The 17532-nt window shown below is 73.0% G+C and carries 13 protein-coding genes; 5 read left to right on the top strand and 8 right to left on the bottom strand.

Annotation, left to right across the window (positions count from 1 at the left end; genetic code table 11):
- Positions 1–44 precede the first annotated feature (44 nt).
- From ACFW9D_RS32675 to gcvPA, 5 genes are read right to left on the bottom strand one after another with little or no spacing between them, the layout of a single operon-like run.
- Positions 45–686: a GntR family transcriptional regulator gene (locus ACFW9D_RS32675; protein ID WP_384628001.1), complete on the bottom strand. Its 642-nt coding sequence runs from the start codon at positions 684–686 to the stop codon at positions 45–47.
- Between the two features lie 50 nt (positions 687–736).
- On the bottom strand, positions 737–1483 hold the full coding sequence (locus ACFW9D_RS32670) for an SDR family NAD(P)-dependent oxidoreductase (protein ID WP_188335936.1): 747 nt from the start codon (positions 1481–1483) through the stop codon (positions 737–739).
- 34 nt (positions 1484–1517) lie between these two features.
- Positions 1518–2672: an ATP-NAD kinase family protein gene (locus ACFW9D_RS32665; protein ID WP_384627997.1), complete on the bottom strand. Its 1155-nt coding sequence runs from the start codon at positions 2670–2672 to the stop codon at positions 1518–1520.
- Entirely contained in the window at positions 2669–4258 is a 1590-nt protein-coding gene (gcvPB, locus tag ACFW9D_RS32660) for an aminomethyl-transferring glycine dehydrogenase subunit GcvPB (protein WP_384627994.1), read from the bottom strand. Before gcvPB ends, ACFW9D_RS32665 begins: the two co-directional genes overlap by 4 nt.
- Positions 4255–5658 carry an aminomethyl-transferring glycine dehydrogenase subunit GcvPA gene (gene gcvPA, locus ACFW9D_RS32655; protein ID WP_384627991.1) on the bottom strand — a complete coding sequence of 468 codons (1404 nt, stop codon included), beginning with the start codon at positions 5656–5658 and terminating at the stop codon, positions 4255–4257. Before gcvPA ends, gcvPB begins: the two co-directional genes overlap by 4 nt.
- 175 nt (positions 5659–5833) lie before the next feature.
- On the opposite strand from gcvPA, the gene ACFW9D_RS32650 reads away from it, so the two are divergent.
- Genes ACFW9D_RS32650 through ACFW9D_RS32630 form a run of 5 tightly spaced genes read left to right on the top strand, consistent with a single transcriptional unit; the run spans position 5834 to position 13171 of the window.
- The gene (locus tag ACFW9D_RS32650) at positions 5834–7189 is read left to right on the top strand and encodes an ABC transporter substrate-binding protein (protein WP_384627988.1); all 1356 of its coding nucleotides are present in this window, start codon (positions 5834–5836) and stop codon (positions 7187–7189) included.
- A 5-nt stretch (positions 7190–7194) separates the two neighbouring features.
- Complete coding sequence (locus tag ACFW9D_RS32645; protein WP_188335932.1) at positions 7195–8136, top strand: carbohydrate ABC transporter permease; 942 nt, start codon at positions 7195–7197, stop codon at positions 8134–8136.
- The gene (locus tag ACFW9D_RS32640) at positions 8133–8960 is read left to right on the top strand and encodes a carbohydrate ABC transporter permease (protein ID WP_188335931.1); all 828 of its coding nucleotides are present in this window, start codon (positions 8133–8135) and stop codon (positions 8958–8960) included. The genes ACFW9D_RS32645 and ACFW9D_RS32640 overlap by 4 nt, the downstream gene beginning before the upstream one ends.
- 5 nt (positions 8961–8965) lie before the next feature.
- Positions 8966–10957: a beta-galactosidase gene (locus ACFW9D_RS32635; protein WP_384627985.1), complete on the top strand. Its 1992-nt coding sequence runs from the start codon at positions 8966–8968 to the stop codon at positions 10955–10957.
- Positions 10958–10990: 33 nt separating this feature from the next.
- Positions 10991–13171 (top strand): trehalase family glycosidase, encoded by a 2181-nt coding sequence (locus tag ACFW9D_RS32630; RefSeq protein WP_384627982.1) that lies wholly within the window; start codon positions 10991–10993, stop codon positions 13169–13171.
- A 3-nt stretch (positions 13172–13174) separates the two neighbouring features.
- On the opposite strand, the gene ACFW9D_RS32625 is transcribed toward ACFW9D_RS32630, so the two are convergent.
- The 3 genes from ACFW9D_RS32625 to ACFW9D_RS32615 all read right to left on the bottom strand — a co-directional run bounded on the left by ACFW9D_RS32625 (position 13175) and on the right by ACFW9D_RS32615 (position 17377).
- Positions 13175–14311, bottom strand: a complete 1137-nt coding sequence (locus ACFW9D_RS32625) for a serine hydrolase domain-containing protein (RefSeq protein ID WP_384627979.1) — start codon at positions 14309–14311, stop codon at positions 13175–13177.
- Between the two features lie 81 nt (positions 14312–14392).
- Complete coding sequence (locus ACFW9D_RS32620) at positions 14393–15865, bottom strand: amidase (RefSeq protein ID WP_384627977.1); 1473 nt, start codon at positions 15863–15865, stop codon at positions 14393–14395.
- A 213-nt stretch (positions 15866–16078) separates the two neighbouring features.
- Positions 16079–17377, bottom strand: coding sequence for a cytosine permease (locus ACFW9D_RS32615; protein WP_384627974.1), 1299 nt, complete (start codon positions 17375–17377; stop codon positions 16079–16081).
- Between the last annotated feature and the right edge of the window lie 155 nt (positions 17378–17532).

The raw sequence follows: 17532 nt of genomic DNA, 5'->3' as shown, positions 1-17532 counted from the left end.
GCGTCACGACTCCGGGCCCCGTCCGCGGACCGCCAGGAGAGCGCTCAGTCCTTCAAGCGCTCCAGGATGCGGTCCATCCCGCTGTTCCAGTTCTCCTGGAGCGCCGCCACCGCCGCGTCCAGGTCGCCGCTCTGGAGGCACTCGGCGATCCGCTCGTGCTCCACGGCCGAGCGCTCCAGGACGTCCTGGTCGCCGAGCGCCACCCGCTCGTAGCGGTGCATCGTGAGCTTCAAGGACGTGATCAGCTGCATCAGCCGCCCGTTGGCGCAGCCCGACAGGAGCAGGTCGTGCCACGCGTCGTCGTAGCGCTCTATGACGTCGTGCGGGGCCTGCGGCGCGGAGAACGCGCGGGCCTCCTCCAGCAGGCGCGGCGCGATCTCCGCCAGATGGTCCGGGGCGCTGGAGCGCAGCGCGAGCGCCTCCAGGGTCGCGACGATCGCCGTCAGGTCCCGGAACTCCTGCGCGCTGAGCGGCGTGAAGCGGAAGCCCTTGCCGCGCTCGCTGGTGATCACGCCCTCGCGCTCCAGCGTGATCAGGGCCTCGCGCAGCGGCGTGCGGCTCACGCCGAGCTCGGTGGCGAGCTGTCCCTCGTTGATCGGCTCGCTCGTCGCGATCGTGCCGCTGCCTAGGCGCCTGAGCAGTTCCTCCTTCACCTGCTCACGCAACGGTCGGTTCTCGATCGGCATCTCGGCAGCCCTCCCCATTCGGTCCGGTCGATTATCCGCCACGCCGCCGGTCAGGCGGTACCGGCGCCGTCCACCGGGATGATCGCGCCGCTGATGAACGCCGACGCGTCCGAGGCGAGGAACGCGACCGTCTGCCCGATGTCCCGGGGCTGCCCGATCCGGCCGAGCGGCCGGTCGGCGGCGTCCGCGTAGAACGCGTCGGCGCTCTCGCCGAGCTGCCGCGCCTCCTCGGCGAGCATCCCGGTGGCGGTGTCGCCGGGGCAGACGCAGTTCACCCGGATGTTGTCCGGGCCGTGGTCGATGGCCATCGCGCGGGTCATGTTGACGACCGCGCCCTTCGACGCGCAGTACGACACGGCCCGCGCACCGCCCGATATGCCCCACCCGGATCCGGTGTTGACGATCGAACCGCCGCCCCGCGCCGCCATGCCGGGGATGACGAGGCGGCTCATCAGCAGGATCGAGCGGACGTTCACCGCCATCACGAGGTCCCAGTCGTCCTCGGTGATCTCGCAGACCGTGGAGCGGCGGATGACGCCCGCGTTGTTGAACAGCACGTCGACGCCGCCGAACCGGTCCTCGGCCGTCGCCACGACCGCCTCGCAGTCCTCGCGCCGCGACACGTCGCACCGCACGAACGTGCCGCCGACGTCCTTCGCCGTCTGCTCGCCGCCGTCCGCGTCGATGTCGGCGACGACCACCCGGGCACCCAGCTCGGCGAGGACCTGGGCGGTGGCCCGGCCGATGCCGGCGCCGGCGCCGGTGACGATCGCGCGCTTGCCGTCGAGAGAGATCATCGTGTCCTCCTGGAGACGCTGTAGACAGAGAGATTCAGGCTTCGGTTCGGTAGAGGGAGATCCGGCGGTGCCCGGTGATCACCCGGACGTGGCCGGTCAGTTCGGCGTCGAGGGCGCGGTCGCCCGTGTCGACGAGCAGCGGACGGCCCTGGAGCGCGGCGAGCTTCCCCTCCGCGCACACCACGAGCAGCCCGCCGCGCCCGCCCGCCGCGCGCAGCACCCGCGGCGAGATCTGCTGGTTGCCCCGGCCGAGCAGGAAACCCTGCCCGCCGATGGGCGAGACGACCACATGGCAGGGCCGCGCCGGGTCGAGGCGCGCGAGGATCTCGGCCTCCGACGCGTCCTTCGCCGCGACGACGGCCTGCCCGCCGCGCAGGTCGAGCACGTCGACGCCCACCAGGGAGGCGTCCGCGCCGAGCGCCGCCGCGACCGCGCGGGTCGTCGTGCCGGGCCCGAGCACGAGCAGCCCGTCGCCCGCGCGCCCGGCGAGCTCGGCCGCGATCCCGCCGCTCGTGTCGTACGCGGCCGAGGCGCTGCCCGTCTTGCGCTGCTGCACCCGGGCCGGGACGTCGGGCACGGTGAGCCAGCCGTACAGCCGGGACGCGGTGCGGCCCGCGCGCAATGCCTCCTCGTCCCGGTCCATGACTTCGGCGTCCCGGACCCCGGGCGCGGCCCCGCCGAGGCGCGCGGCCGCGACCTCCCCGGCGGCGCGCGGCCCGACGGCGAACACGGCCGAGTGCATCTTGACCCCGGTCGGCACCCCGAGCACCACGCACGGGGCGCCGTCGAGCGCCCGGGCCACGTCCCGCGCGGTCCCGTCGCCCCCGGCGAAGAGCAACAGGCCGACCCCCGCGGCGACGACGGCCCGGACGGCGGCGACGGTGTCCTCGGCGGTGGTGCCGAGCGGGCCCGGCACACCGGAGCGAGGTGCCGGGACCGTCTCCACGTCGAGGCCCGCTCCCCGGGCCGCCTCCTCGCCCATGGCCCCCGGGGCGGTCACGATCACCGGGGCGCACCCGCGGGCCCGGATCTCGGCCAGGGACTCCTCGGCGCGGGCCGAGGCCCGCGGGACCGCGCCCAGTTCGAGGGCGCGCCGCGGACGGTCCGGGCCGTCGGTGCCGCCGAGACCGACCCGGCCGCCGAGACCGGCGACCGGATTGACCACGAGGCCGACGCGGGGCCGTGTCACGCGGGTTCGCCGAGGATCTTGCGGCGGTAGGCGCGCCAGGACACCGCCCAGGTCGACGGATCGTCCAGGGCCTCGGGGCGCACCCGGTGGACCGTCGAGCGGTGCGGCGCGGTGCGGACCGTCTCCGGTTCCTCGTAGGCCTCCCGGGCGACCTCCGCGAGGATCGCCGCGTACTCGTCCAGGTCGGCCCGGGTGTACGACTCGGTCGGCTCCAGCGTCATCGGCTCCGGCACGACGTACGGGTGGTGGCTGGTCCAGTAGTGCGTGCCGAAGTCGGCCGCGCGCAGCCCGAGGTCCTCGGAGTGGACGCCCGTGTCCTCGTACAGCTTGCGCCAGCTGTAGCGGACCTGTTCGACGCGGGGGCGGCCCTCGGCGTAGGGGATCTCGACGCCGGGGATCTGCCGGACCTTGTGGAGCAGGTAGTTGTTGTTGAGGACGGCCGTCTCGGCCGCCGCGCGCAGGCCGTCGGCGCCGAGCGACATGATCCAGGCGTAGGCGCGGACCAGGTTCGGGACGACGCCGTAGAAGGGGCGCATCTTGCCGACCGACTCGGGACGGTCGTCGTCGAGCCGGTAGCGCTCGCCGTCGAACTCGACGGTGGGGACCGGAAGATAGGGGGCCAGGTCGGCGGTGACCGCGCAGGCGCCGGCCGCCGGGCCGCCGCAGGCGTGCGGGGTGGAGAACGTCTTGTGCAGGTTGAAGTGGCACAGGTCGAACCCGGCGTCGCGGGCCCGCGTGATGCCGAGGATGCCGTTGGCGTTCGCCTGGTCGTAGGAGCACAGGCCGCCGGCCTCGTGCACGATGCGGACGAACTCCTCGATGCGCGGGTTGTAGATGCCCGTGTCCTCCGGGTTGGTGATCAGGAGGGCGGCGGTGCGCGGTCCGACGGCGGCCTTGAGGGCCTCGATGTCCGGGTAGCCGTCCGCGTCCGGGTGCAGGGTGATCACCTTGAACCCGGCGGTCTTCGCGCAGGCCGCGTTCGAGGGGTGCGAGAAGATCGTCGTGATGACCTCGTCGCGCTGCTCCAGCTCGCCGCGCGCCGCGAAGTAGGCGCGGATCATCGCCACGTTGGTGTAGATCGCGGCGGACCCGGCGCCCGGCTGGAGCGAGACCCGGTCCATGCCGGAGATCTCCTTCAGCAGACCTTCCAGCTCGTGGATGATCCGCAGCACGCCCTGGACGGTCTCCTCCTCCTGGAGCGGATGCAGGGCGGCGATCCGCGGGTCGCGCACGAACCGGTCGTTGACCTTCGGGCTGTACTTCATCGTGCAGGTGCCCTGGCCCACGTCGATGTTGAGGTCGGCGCCGAGGTTCTCCTGCGAGAGGCGCAAGTAGTGCCGCAGGACCTGCTGTTGGGACATCTCGGGGAGGGCGGGCGGCTCGGCGCGGCGCAGGGCGGCGGGCAGCTCGGGGGCGGGGAGCGCGGGGCCGGCCTCGGGGACGAGGACGCCGCGCTCGCCGGGTGAGCCCAGTTCGAAGATCAGCTTCTCGTCCCAGGACGCCTGGTGGAAGCGGCGCAGCGCGGGCTTCGGGGCGATCCGCGCCTGGTCGGGGGAGACGGGTGCGGGCGTGGTGTGGGCGGTCACTTGACGATCTCCTCCAGCGTGGCGGCGAGCAGGTCGATGTCGGCCTTGGTGTGCACCTCGGTCACGCAGAACGCGGCCGTGCGCTCCCCGGTGGGCACCCCGCCGAAGATGCCGTGCCCGCGCAGATCGGTGCGGATCTCGGCGGCCGAGCGCGAGCCCGTGTACCGGACCGTGAAGTCGGCGAAGTGCGGAGTGTCGCCGAACGGCACCTCGATCCCCGGCACTTGGGCCAGCCGGGTGCGCGCGTACGCGGTGAGCCGCAGGATCGTGTCGCCGATGTCCCGCATGCCCTGCGGGCCCATCAGTGCGAGGTACACCCCGGCGCCGATGCCGTGCAGCGCGGCGGCGGTGCCGACCCATTCCTTGCCCTCCTCCCGCTGGGCGAAGGACGTGCGCTCGTACGCGACGTCGCCGAAGCCGTACTCGCCCTCGACCTCGGTGGGCACGAGCCCGAACAGGCGCGAGGGGTACTCGGCGACGAGCCGCTCCTCGTCGCGGGTGGCGATGAACCCGGCGTTGCCCCCGCCGAAGCTCTGGTGGATGCCGAGCGGCTGGATGTCCCCGCACGCGATGTCGGCGCCGTACGAGGACGGGGGAGCGAGCACCCCGAGCGTGATCGGATTGCAGCCGACGACGTACAACGCGCCGGCGGCGTGCGCGAGTCCGGCCAGGTCCGGCAGGCCCGCGTCGATCACGCCGAGCGCGGAGGGGGCCTGCGCGTACACGGCGGCGACCTCGCCCCCGGCGAGCGCCTCCCGTACGGCGGCCAGGTCGGCTCCGCCCGTCGCGGGGTCGACCGGGACGACGGTCACGTCGTGGTCGGGGCGCACGTAGTCACGGATCCGGGACAGCTCGTCGGCGCCGACCGAGGAGGCGATCACGAGCCGGCGGCGGCCCGTGACGCGTCCGGCCATGCGCAGCGCGGTGCCCGCGGCCTGGAAGCCGTCGTACACCGGCACGTTGACGACCTCGACGTCGAGCAGCTCGGCCATCATCGACTGGTACTCCCACAGGGCCTGAAAGCGCCCGTGGTCCTCGTAGGGCTCGCCCGCGTAGGCCGTCAGGAACTCGCTGCGGTCGACGATCTCGTCGACGACGGCCGGCACGTGGTGCTGGTAGCAGCCCGCGCCGAGGAAGCTCAGGGCCTCGCGGGTCGTCGTGTTGCGGCCGAGCAGCCGCTCCATGTGCCGGGTCAGCTCGGCCTCGGAGCGCAGCGGCGCCGGCAGGTTCAGCGGGCGGTGGAGCCGGATCCCGTCGGGGATGTCCGCGTAGAACTCCTCGACGCTCGCGGCGCCGATCGCGTCGAGCATCGCCCGCCGCACGGCGGGCACGGCGTTCGGGATGTACGGATGCGGAGTGGGCTCAAAGGGTTCGAAGGCCTGGGCCTGGGACGACGTCATGCCTCGCCTTTCGGGTGGGCGGAAGCCGGGGGAGTCGGAGGGGGCGGCCGGGTGCCGGCCCGGGGCGCGGGCTCGGCGGGGCCGGGAGAACTTTGTGTGTACGCCTCTTGACGGCCGGGTCCGTCATTCAGTGTTCTGAATACAGCATTAGGCATTCAGGCTCCAGGAGGCAAGAGTGTCAACAGCACCCACCCGGCGCAGCGTTCTGGCCACGGGTCTCACCGCATCGGCATCCGCCCTGCTCACGGGCTGTGCCATGGGCGGCTCGGGAGGCGGCGGAGGCGAGACGCGCGAACTCGGCGGCAAGGACGGCAAGACCGGCGACCGCCCGAAACTCTCGGGCACGATCACCGTCTGGTCGTGGGACGTCGCCGCCACGGCCATGAAACGGCTCGGCCGCACCTTCGAGGCCAGACACCCCGGCACGAAGATCAAGGTCGTCGACATCGGCTACGACAACGCCTACGACAAGATCACCGTGGGCCTGCGCGGCGGCAGAGGGCTGCCCGACGTGCTCACCATGGAGGGCAGCTACCTGCCCCGCTACACCGCCAACTTCCCCACCGGCTTCTACGACCTGGCGGCACTCGGCGGCCGCTACGGCGGCGACTTCGACCGCGCCGCCTGGCGCACCGTGACCGGGGGCCCGGACGGCGACAAGGTCTTCGCCCTGCCCTGGGACATCGGCCCCTGCGCCCTCTACCACCGTGCCGACCACCTGCGCGCGGCAGGCGTGAGCCCCGACTCCCTGCGCACCTGGGACGACTACATCAAGGCCGGCATCCGGATCAAGAAGGCCACCGGACACAAGCTCCTGGTCATGGACTCCACCGACTCCGGGATCCTCCCCATGCTGCTCCAGCAGCAGGGCCAGTCCTACTTCAAGGGCGGCCGCGTCGCCCTCGACACCCCCGCCGCGCTCAAGGCCATGACCGTCATGCGCGACCTCGCCGAGCACGGACTCGTCTCCTACGAGAAGGGCTGGGACGGGCTCGTCACCGCCACCAAGGAGGGCAAGGTCGTCACCACGCCCACGGCCGCCTGGTGGACCGGCACGCTGACCGCCGAGATGCCGGAGCTGAAGGGGAAGTTCGGCGTCGTCCCGCTGCCCGGCTTCACCGCCGACGGCGTCCGCACCTCCAACATCGGCGGCTCCGCCCTCTGCGTCCCCGCCCAGACCAAGAATGCGGACCTGGCCTGGGAGTTCATCCGCTTCCTGCTCACCGGCAAGGCCAACCAGGTCTCCATGCTCAAACGCGAGGGCCTCTTCCCCGCCTACCTGCCCGCCCTCGAGGACCCGTACCTGAGCGAACCGCAGGAGTACTTCGGCGGGCAGCGCGCCAACGCCGTCTTCGCCCGCCTCGCCCAGAACATCCCGCCCGTCGAGTACACCGACGACGACGCCAAGGCGGGCGACATCGCCACCGCCGCCGTCAACGCCGTGATGCTGCGCGGCAAAGACCCGAAGGCCGCGCTCGCCTCCGCCGCCGACCAGCTCGCCGAGGCCACCAAACGGAAGAAGGTGGCCTAGCACCCATGGCCGTCCTCGACACCCGCACCGGGCCCGGCACCACCTCCGCCCGCCCGGTGCCCGGCCGCCGCCCCCGCCGGCCGCGCCGCCGGCTGCGGCGCACCGGCTGGATCTTCGCCGCACCGGCCGCCGCGCTCTTCGCCCTCTTCTTCGCCTACCCCCTGGGCGCGAGCGTCCTGCAGTCCTTCACCAGCGAGGACGCGGGCGCCGTCCACTGGGTCGGCCTCGACCAGTACCGGCGCATGTTCCACGACACGGCGTTCCTGAAGTCCCTCGCCAACACGGGGCTGATCCTCGTCGTGCAGGTCCCCGTCATGATCGGGCTCGCCCTCGTCCTCGCCGTCCTGCTCAACCAGTCCTGGCTGCGCTTCCGCGGCACCTGGCGCGCCCTGCACTTCCTGCCCGCCGTCACCACCCTCGTCGCGTACGCCGTCGTCTTCCAGGTCCTCCTCAAGACCGACGGCGGCCTCGTCAACCAGATCGTCGGCGTGTTCGGCATCGGCCCGGTCGACTGGCTCAACGACCCCACCTGGGCCCGGATCTCACTGATCCTCACCCTGACCTGGCGCTGGACCGGCTACAACGCGGTGATCCTGCTCGCCGGGCTCCAGGCCATCGGCAAGGACCAGTACGAGGCCGCCGCCATCGACGGCGCCGGCACCTTCACCACGTACACCCGTGTCGTCCTGCCCCAGCTGCGGCCCGTCCTGCTGTTCTGCGTCGTCACCTCCACCATCGGCACCCTCCAGCTCTTCGACGAGAACTACGTCCTCACCCGCGGCGGCCCCGACGACGCCACCCTCACCCCGGTCGTCTACCTCTACAAGGTCGGCTTCCAGCAGTTCGACTTCGGGTACGCCGCCGCCATCGCCTGGGTCGTCGTCGCGCTGATCGCCGCGATCTCCGCGCTCCAGTACCTCCTGTTCGGAAGGGAGCGCCGCCGATGAAGGGCGCCAGACTCGGGCTGCGGCTGCTCGCCCGCGCCGTCCTCGTCGCCGGCGGGATCGTCAGCCTCGTACCGTTCCTGTGGATGGCCATCGCCGCCACGCACTCCACGTCCGAACTCTTCCACTCGCCGCCCCCGTTCCTGCCCGGCGGCAGGCTGCTCGACAACCTGAGCCGGCTCCAGGAGACCATCGGGTTCGGCCGCGTCATGCTCAACAGCCTCGGCATCGCCCTCGTGCACACCGTGCTCAGCTCGGTCGTCTCCGCGATGTGCGGCTACGGACTCGCCAAGTACCGCTTCCGCGGCCGCGGCCTGCTGCTCGGCGCCGTCCTCGCCACCATGATGATCCCGTTCCAGGTGCTGCTCGTGCCGCTCTTCCAGATGATGGCGAGCATCGGCTGGATCGACACCTACCAGGCCGTCGTCCTGCCCTTCCTCGCCAACTCCTTCGGCATCCTGCTCATGCGCCAGTCCTTCGTAGACTTCCCCGACGAACTCATCGAGTCCGCCCGCATCGACGGCTCCGGAGAACTGCGCACCTTCTACCGCGTCGTCCTGCCCTGCGTGCGCCCCCAGCTCGGCGCCCTCGTCATCTTCACGTTCATGGCCGGCTGGAACAGCTTCATCTGGCCGCTGCTCATGCTGAACTCCGAGGACCGCTACACCGTGCCCGTCGCCCTCAACACCCTCACGGGCCTCTCCCACGTCGACTACTCCGGCCTGATGCTCGGCTCGCTGCTCGCGACGCTGCCGCTGATGGCCCTGTTCCTGCTCTTCCAGCGGCAGTTCGTGGCCGGACTGCTCGGCGGGGCGGTGAAGGGATGACCCAGGTGCCCACGACGGAACACCTCACCCGCGTCAACGGCCTCCTCTACGGCGGCGACTACAACCCCGAGCAGTGGCCCGAGGAGGTCTGGAAGGAGGACGCCGCCCTCATGCGCGAGGCCGGGGTCACCCTGGTGACCGTCGGCGTCTTCTCCTGGGCCCGCCTCCAACCCGGCCCCGACACCTGGGACTTCGGATGGCTCGACCGGCTCCTCGACCTGCTGCACGCCCACGGGATCGCCGTCGACCTCGCCACCGCCACCGCGTCCCCGCCCGCCTGGCTCGTCCGCGCCCACCCCGAGATCCTCCCGGTCACCGCCGACGGCGTCCGCCTCGAGTTCGGCTCCCGCCAGCACTACTGCCCCTCGTCCCGGGACTACCGCGCCGCCGCTGTCCGCCTCACCACCGCCCTCGCCGACCGCTACGCCGGCCACCCCGCCCTCGCCCTGTGGCACATCCACAACGAGTACGGCGACCACGTCACCGAGTGCTTCTGCCCGCGCTCCGCCGACGGCTTCCGGTCCTGGCTGCGCGACAAGTACGGCACCGTCGACGCCCTCAACCACGCCTGGGGCACCGCCTTCTGGTCCCAGCGCTACGGCACCTACGACGAGATCGAACCCCCGCGCACCGCCCCCGGCCCCGTCAACCCGACGCAGCTGCTCGACTGGCGCCGCTTCTGCTCCGACGCCCTCCTCGCCCTCCACCGCGCCGAACGCGCCGTGCTCGCCGAACACAGCACGCTCCCGGCGACCACCAACTTCATGTCGATGTTCAAGGCCCTCGACTACTGGAAGTGGGCCGAGCACGAGGACCTCGTCTCCGACGACGCCTACCCCGACCCGGCCGACCCCGAGGCCCACGTCACCGCCGCCCGCAACTACGACCTCATGCGCTCCCTCAAACAAGGCCGCCCCTGGATCCTCATGGAACAGGCCCCCTCCGCCGTCAGCTGGCGGCCCGTCAACGTCCCCAAGAAACCCGGACTGCAACGCCTGTGGTCGCTCCAGGCCCTCGCCCGCGGCGCCGACGGCATCCTCTACTTCCAGTGGCGGGCCTCCCGGGCGGGCGCCGAGAAGTACCACAGCGCGCTCCTCCCGCACGGCGGCACCGCCTCGCGCGGCTGGCGCGAGACCGTCCGCTTCGGCGCCGAACTCGGGCGGCTCGCCGAGATCGCCGGCAGCCGGGTCGTCTCCGACGCCGCGATCGTCCTCGACTGGGACTCCTGGTGGGCCCTGGAGTCCGACGACCATCCCTCCGCGCGGATGCGCTGGCCCGAACTCCTGCGCCCCTGGTACGCCGCGCTGCACGCACGCGGCGTCACCGTCGACTTCGTGCCCCCGCACGCCGACCTCACCGGCCGCCCCCTCGTCCTCGCCCCGAGCCTCCACCTCCTGCGCACCGCCGACGCGGAGCGCCTCACGGCGTACGTCCGCGACGGGGGCCACCTCGTCTGCGGCCCCTTCAGCGGCGTCGTCGACGAGCACGACCACATCCACGACGGGGGTGCGCCCGGCCCCCTCGCCGCCCTCCTCGGCGTCCGCGTCGACGAGTTCTGGCCCGTCCCCGACGGCGAGAGCGTCCCGCTGGCCTCGGGCGCACGGGCCACGCTGTGGACCGAATGGCTGGAGACGACGGGTGCGGAGGTCCTCGACACCTACACCGCGGGCCCCCTCACCGGCCGCCCCGCCGTCACCCGCACCACCCACGGCTCAGGCACCGCCCGCTACGTGAGCTGCCACCTCCCCGAGGGGATCGGCACGGTCCTCGCCCCGGCGCTGGCCGAAGCGGGCATCACGCCGGACCCCGAACCGCCCATTGGTGTCGAGTGCACCGTCCGCACCGCCGAGGACGGCACCCGCTACCGCTTCCTCCTCAACCACACCGACACGGAGCAGGAGCTCCCCGCGACCGGCACCGACCTCCTCACCGGCACCACCGCCGACGGCAGGCTGCGACTGGCCCCCCTCGGCGCCGCCGTCCTGCGCATCCGCTGAGCCCCGTCCCCGACCTCGACCGGAGGCAGAACCGTGACAGCACACCGCACCACCCGGGCCCTGCTCGCCGCACTTCTGCTCGTCGGGGGCGGCGCCCTCGCCGCCCCGCCCGCGATCGCCGCCCAGCCCGCCCGCCCCCTCACCGACTACGCCGACGTGCTCGACCTGCGCGGCACCCCGGCCGCCGCCGAGGCCGGGGACGCCGACGACAACAACCCCCTCGGCGTCTTCGCCGACCGCGGCGCCTGGCACGCGTACAGCCTGCCGGACGCCGGGGACCGCGACGCGTACGGCGGATTCGGCGGGCCGCTCTACATCGCGCAGGAGTACCCGTGGTGGCTGAGCCGGTCCTTCAGCCGGATGCGGCTCACCGAGGACGGCCGCACCCTCGCCCTCGACGCCGGCGGCACCCCGCGCTTCACCTCGCTCCCCGGCCGGCTCGTCCAGGAGTACGACCTGGGGCAGGGGCTCGGACTCCGTCTGGAACTCCGCTTCGCCACCGACCGGTCCGCGCTCGTGCGCGCCGAGGTCAGGAACAACGGAACGGCCGCCCGCACCCTGCGCGCCGACTGGTCCGGAAGCCTGCTGCGGCCCGCCGACGCCCCGATGAAGGACGCCCCCTCGCTCGCCGCCACCGGACACGGGGTCGGCGTCGACTTCGCGAAGGTCCGCGAGACCTGGGCCTACCTCACCGACGGCACCGAGCGCTTCGAGGTCACCCACAAGGAACCCGTCGACACCGCCGTCGACGGCGACACGTACCGGTCCACGGCCAAGACCCCCGTCACCCTGCGGCCCGGCGCCGCCCACCGCTTCGACTGGACCGAGTCCTACACGTTCACCGACGCCGAACGCTCCCGCGAGACGGAACGGGTGCGCGCGGTCCTCGCCCGCCCCGCGTCCTGCGCGGCCTCCGGCGACGCCCGCTGGCGCCGCTACGTCGACGGCGTCACCGAGGGCGTGCCGGCCGAGCGGCGCCGCATCGCCGTCAAGTCGCTGGAGACCCTCGTCACCAACTGGCGCTCCGCCGCCGGCCGGATCGAACACGACGCGATCACGCCGTCCATCTCCTACAAGTGGTTCACCGGCGGGGTCTGGGCCTGGGACACCTGGAAACAGGCCGTCGGCACCGCCCGCTTCGACCCCGGGCTCGCCGAGTCCCAGATCCGCTCCATGTTCGACTGGCAGATCACCGCCGACGACAAGGAGCGGCCCCAGGACGCCGGAATGATCCCCGACGTCGTCTTCTACAACGACCCCGCGCGCGGCGGCGGCAACTGGAACGAGCGCAACTCCAAGCCCCCGCTGGCCGGCTGGGCGGTGTGGGAGGTCTACCGGAAGTCCGGCGACCGCGCCTTCCTGCGCGAGATGTACCCGAAGCTCGCGGCCTACCAGGCCTGGTGGTACCGCAACCGGGACCACGACCGCGACGGCCTCGCCGAGTACGGCGCCACCGTCGACCCCGCCAACGACTCCACCGAGGAACGCCGCCTCGCCGCCGCCTGGGAGAGCGGCATGGACAACGCGCCCCGCTTCGACGCGAAACTCGGCACGGGCGTCGTCGCCAACCACGCCGCCGACGGCACCCTGCTCGGCTACTCGCTCGACCAGGAGTCCGTCGACCTCAACGCCTACCTCGCCCAGGACCAGGAGTACCTCGCGCGCATCGCCGACGCCCTCGGCCGCCGCACCGACGCCGGGCACTGGCGGACCCGCGCCGCCGCCACGCACGAGGCGGTGCGCACGAAGATGTTCGACCCGTCCGACGGCTGGTTCCACGACATCGGCCTCACCGGCGGCGCCCCGCTCACCGACCGGGGCCGCGGCATCGAGGGCGCCATCCCGCTGTGGACCGGCACCGCCACGAAGGAACAGGCCCGCGCGGTCCGGGACCGCCTCGCCGACCCGGCCGAGTTCGCCACCCGCGTCCCCTTCCCGACCGTCGCCCGGTCCTCCCCGTACTTCGCCTCGACCAAGTACTGGCGCGGCCCCGTCTGGCTCGACCAGGCCTACTTCGCCCAGGCCGGACTGCGCCGCTACGGGTACGGGGCGGACGCCGACGACCTCACCGGCAAGCTCCTCGCGCACGCCTCCGGACTGAGCGGCGACGGGCCGATCATGGAGAACTACGACCCGCTCACCGGCGACCCGCTCAACTCCCCGAACTTCAGCTGGTCGGCCGCACTGCTCCTGCCGATGCTGCGCGGCCGCTGACGGTCAGGAGGCCGCGTACTCCCAGAATTCCCGCATCAACGGCGTCGGCGTCGGTCCGGTCATCGCGTACTGCGTCAGCAGGACGGTGACCAGGCCCGTCGACGGCGTCAGATGGGCGGCCGTGCCGAAGCCGCCCACCCAGCCGTAGCGGCCCGGCACGTTCCACGGATCGCGCCGGGCCACGTCGACCGAGCCGCCGTGTCCCCAGCCCTGTCCCTCCAGGAAGAGCTCGCTCGCGGCGCGCTGCCCGTCGCTCAGATGGTTCGTCGTCATCAGCCGGACCGACTCGGCGCTCAGCACGTCGCCGCCGCCCGACAGCATCATGCGGGCGAACGCCCACAGGTCGTCCACCGTGGAGACGAGTCCGCCCGCGCCGGAGGCGAACGCGGGCAGCTCGGACCAGTCGCCGTCCGGCCGGTCGACGAGCTCGGCGCCGCCCTCCGGCGTCGGCGCGTAGAAGCTCGTGAACCGGTCACGCCGCTCTTCCGGAACCCGGAACCCCGTGTCCCGCATGCCGAGCGGGCCGAGGATCCGCTCGTCGAGGTAGTCCGGCAGCGAGGAGCCGGTGGCGCGCGCGATCAGCACGCCCTGGAGGTCGGAGCAGGCGTTGTACAGCCAGGCCTCGCCCGGCTGGTACAGCAGCGGCACCCGGGCCAGGGCCGCCAGCCAGGTGTCCGGGTCCGGCACCTGCCGCGGGTGGAACGGGTTCATCAGGGCGAACAGCGGCCGCAGCGCGGGCAGCGAGAAGTCCGGGGCGAAGCCCCAGCCCGCGCGGAACGTCAACAGGTCCTCGACCGTGATCGGTCGGGCCGCCGGCACCACGTCCTCCATCGGACCCGCCGGGTCCCGCACGACGTCCGGGGACTCCAGCTCCGGCAGCCAGTGCGCGATCGGCGCGTCCAGCGAGAGGCGGCCGTCCTGGACGAGGGTGAGGACGGCCGCGGCGACGACCGGCTTGGTCAGCGAGGCGATCCGGAAGATCGTGTCCCGGGCCACCGGCCGGGAACCCTCCGCGTCGGTGTGCCCGACGGCCGCCACCTCGACGTCGTCCCCGCGGGCCACGAGCGCGACGGCGCCGGGCACCGGCCCCTTGACGACGTGCGGTGCGAGCACATCGGCCAGCGCGGTCCTGTCGGTCATGGTCACCCTCCACGGTGCGGACGCGGCCGCGCCCGCCGCGCCCGCATGTCGTGAAGGGAAGACTGCCCCGAAGGGCCCGGCTCATCGGCCCCGCGCCCCCTGAACCGCCCGATCGCCGGAGCGGTCCGGCGGCAGCAGCGGCCAGGGCGCCGCCGCCTCGAACGCGGCGCACGCGTCGAGCAGCGCCGCGTCGCCCAGGTGCCGGCCGATGACGTGGATGCCGACCGGCAGCCCCTGCGCGGTCAGCCCCGCGGGCAGCGACGCGGCGGGCAGGCTCGCCATGTTGGCGATCGGTGTGAACGTCGTCCAGTGGTCCTCGTCCACCACCCGCCCGTCGATCTCCCGCGGCCCGCGCATCCCGACGGGGAACGCGGCCACGGCCGTGGTCGGCGAGACGATCAGGTCGTACGTGGACAGCAGCCGGGCCAGCCGGTTCGCGACGGCCTTGCGGACCCGGCTCGCGTCGGTGAGCTGCTCGGCCGTCCACGGCGTGGCGAGGAGTGCCCGCAGATGCGGGGACATGCCGTCGCCGAGCCGCTCGGCCATCTCCCGCATCCCGGTCAGGTCGGTCTCCGTGGCGACGATCGCCCCGAACGCCTCGACGTAGTCGGGCAGTTCGAGGTCCACGAGCTCGACGTCCGCGCCGAGGTCCCGCTCGAAGACGCGGACCGCGTTCTCGACGACGCGGCGCACCTCCGGGTCGACCGCGATGTGCCCGAGGTCCGGGCTGTACGCGATCCGCAGCCGGCCGACCGGGCGGCGCACCGTCCACGCGACGTCGCCGCACGGGATGGAGTGCCGGTCGCGCGGATCGGGCCCGGCGAGCACGGACAGCAGGAGCGCGGCGTCGGCGACCGTGCGGGTCAGCGGGCCGATGTGCTCGACGGACTCCCAGCCGTTCACGCCCGGGTAGCGCTCGTCGCGGCAGCCCGGGTAGACGGGGACGCGGCCCATCGACGCCTTGAACCCGACGAGGCCGCACAGCGCGGCGGGCAGCCGGATCGAGCCGCCGCCGTCGCTGCCCAGTGCCACGGGGGCCATGCCGGCCGCGACCGCCGCCGCCGAGCCCGCGCTGGAGCCGCCCGAGGTGCGGGACGGGTCCCACGGGTTGCGGGTGACGGGGAACAAGGGGTTGTCGCCGGTGGGGCCGTAGCCGAACTCCGAGGCGTTCGTCTTGCCGAGCACGACGGCGCCGGCCGCCACGGCTCGTTCGACCACGATGTCGTCCTCGTCCGGGACGAAGTCCGCGTAGGCGCGGGAGCCGGAGGTGGTGCGGATGCCCTTGGTGCAGATCAGGTCCTTGACGCCGAGGGGGACGCCGGCCAGGGGGCCCACGTCCTCGCCTCGCGCCAGGGCGTCCTCGATTCTGCGGGCCGCCGCGCGGGCGTGGTCGGGGGTCGGGGTGCAGAAGGCGCCGAGCTCCTTGTCGCGGGTTTCCATCCGGGTCAGGGCGGCTTCAGTGATCTCCACGGGGGAGAGGGTGCGGGTCCTTACGTGGGCGGCGATCTCGGTGGCGGTCAGCCGGCAGAGTTCGTCGGCGTCGGTGGGGCGCATGTCGTTCGGGGGCCTCTCAGGTTCGTTGGCGAGTGGCGGGTCCGGTGGGGGCTGGTCGCGCAGTTCCCCGCGCCCCTGAAATGCGTGCCCTTCGGGCGCATTTCCCCGATCAAGGTGCGGGGTGCCTGTGGTCGGGGGAAGGCGCGGCGAAGCCGTGGCCTTCCAGGGGCGCGGGGAACTGCGCGACCAGCCACACTCAACCGGTGGGCGGAATCAGGGGGTTGGTATCACGGCGGGCTCCGTGTCCGCCTCAGGTGCCGGTTCCAGAGAACGGGTCCGACGGTCCGTCAGGACGTACACGCCCGCCGCGACCGCGATGCCGAAGAGAGGGTCCGGCGAACCCGGCAGGAGGTAGTGGGCCAGGGCCGCCACAACGGCGCCCGCCGCCCACGCCCCCAGCGCGTTCCACCTGAACGCCCGCACGTCGGAGACGGCCCGCCCCCGCCGGCGGAGCTGGTCCGCGATGAGGACCGCGCCGATCGGCGGGACGAAGACGCCGAGGAGGTTGAGCCATTCCACGAAGTGCCCCCACACCCCGGCCAGCGCGAACCCGAGACCGAGGACGCCGAGCCCGAGCGCGAGCGGCCGCATCCGCAGAGGGGTGAGCGCCGACCAGCCGACGGCCCCGTTGTAGAGGCAGTGCGAGGCGACGGAGCCGAGGTTGACGAAGACGAACAGGACGGCGACGGCGGTGAGCAGCGGACCGTGCCCGGTCAGCAGCGGCAGGAAGCCTCCTCCGTCGGCGGCCGGGTCGGCGGATCCGCCGATCGCGACGACGACGCCGCCGAGCGCGTAGGCGAGGAAGTTGGAGAGCGGGAAGGCGAAGAACGTGGCGGCGACGGCGCTGCGCCCGGTCTTCGACCAGCGGGTGAAGTCCGCGGTCATGGTGCCGGAGTCGGAGAACCCGGCGATGACGATGGCGACGGCCCCGCCGAAACCGAGCGCGCTGCCCGCACCCTGGTAGGTGACGGCGTCGCCGAGCGAGGAGTGCGTGGTGCCGTACCCGATGGCGACCGCGGCGAGGATGACGAAGAGCGGCGTCGCGATCATGCCGACGACGGCGAGGGCGCGGATGCCGGCGACGGTGAGCAGGGTGTAGACGACACAGCCGGCGACGGCGCCCCACATCGGGTTCCAGCCGAGCGTGTCCTCGAGGGTGGAGCCGGTGAGGCCGATCTGGAAGCTGAACCAGCCGATGACGACGGTGGCGAGGAAGCCCGCGGCGGCGATCCGGCCGCGGGTGCCGAAGGTGTCGGCGGCCTGGAGGGCGAAGTTCTTGCCGGTGCGGCCCGCGTAGTGGCTGAGCGCGCCGACGTAGGCGAACAGGACGAGGTTGCCGGCGAGGATGGCGAGGAGGCCCTGGACGAGGCCGAGGTTGTAGACGATGACGCCGCCGAAGACGGCGTTGCCGAGGTTCATGGGGAAGCCGAACCAGACGGCGGCCACGGACAGCAGGCTCTTGCGTGCCGTGGTGGGAACGGGTGCGTGTTCGTACTCTTCTGCGCTGGCCATGTGCCCCTCCGAAGGGGTGAGTGGGATGCAGCTGGGAGTGGAAGTACGGGAGGGGGGCCGCGCGGGGGGGGGGGGGCCGCGGACGGCCCCGCCCCCCCGCGCCCGCGCCACGGGGGGAGGGGGTCGGGGCGCGCCGCGCCCTCGCGGGGGCGCCC

This window comes from Streptomyces sp. NPDC059524 (genome assembly GCF_042749255.1).
GTDB lineage: Bacteria > Actinomycetota > Actinomycetes > Streptomycetales > Streptomycetaceae > Streptomyces > Streptomyces xanthii.
The sequence above is the reverse complement of the archived record's forward strand: the minus strand, read 5'-3'. Positions and strand labels throughout refer to the sequence as shown.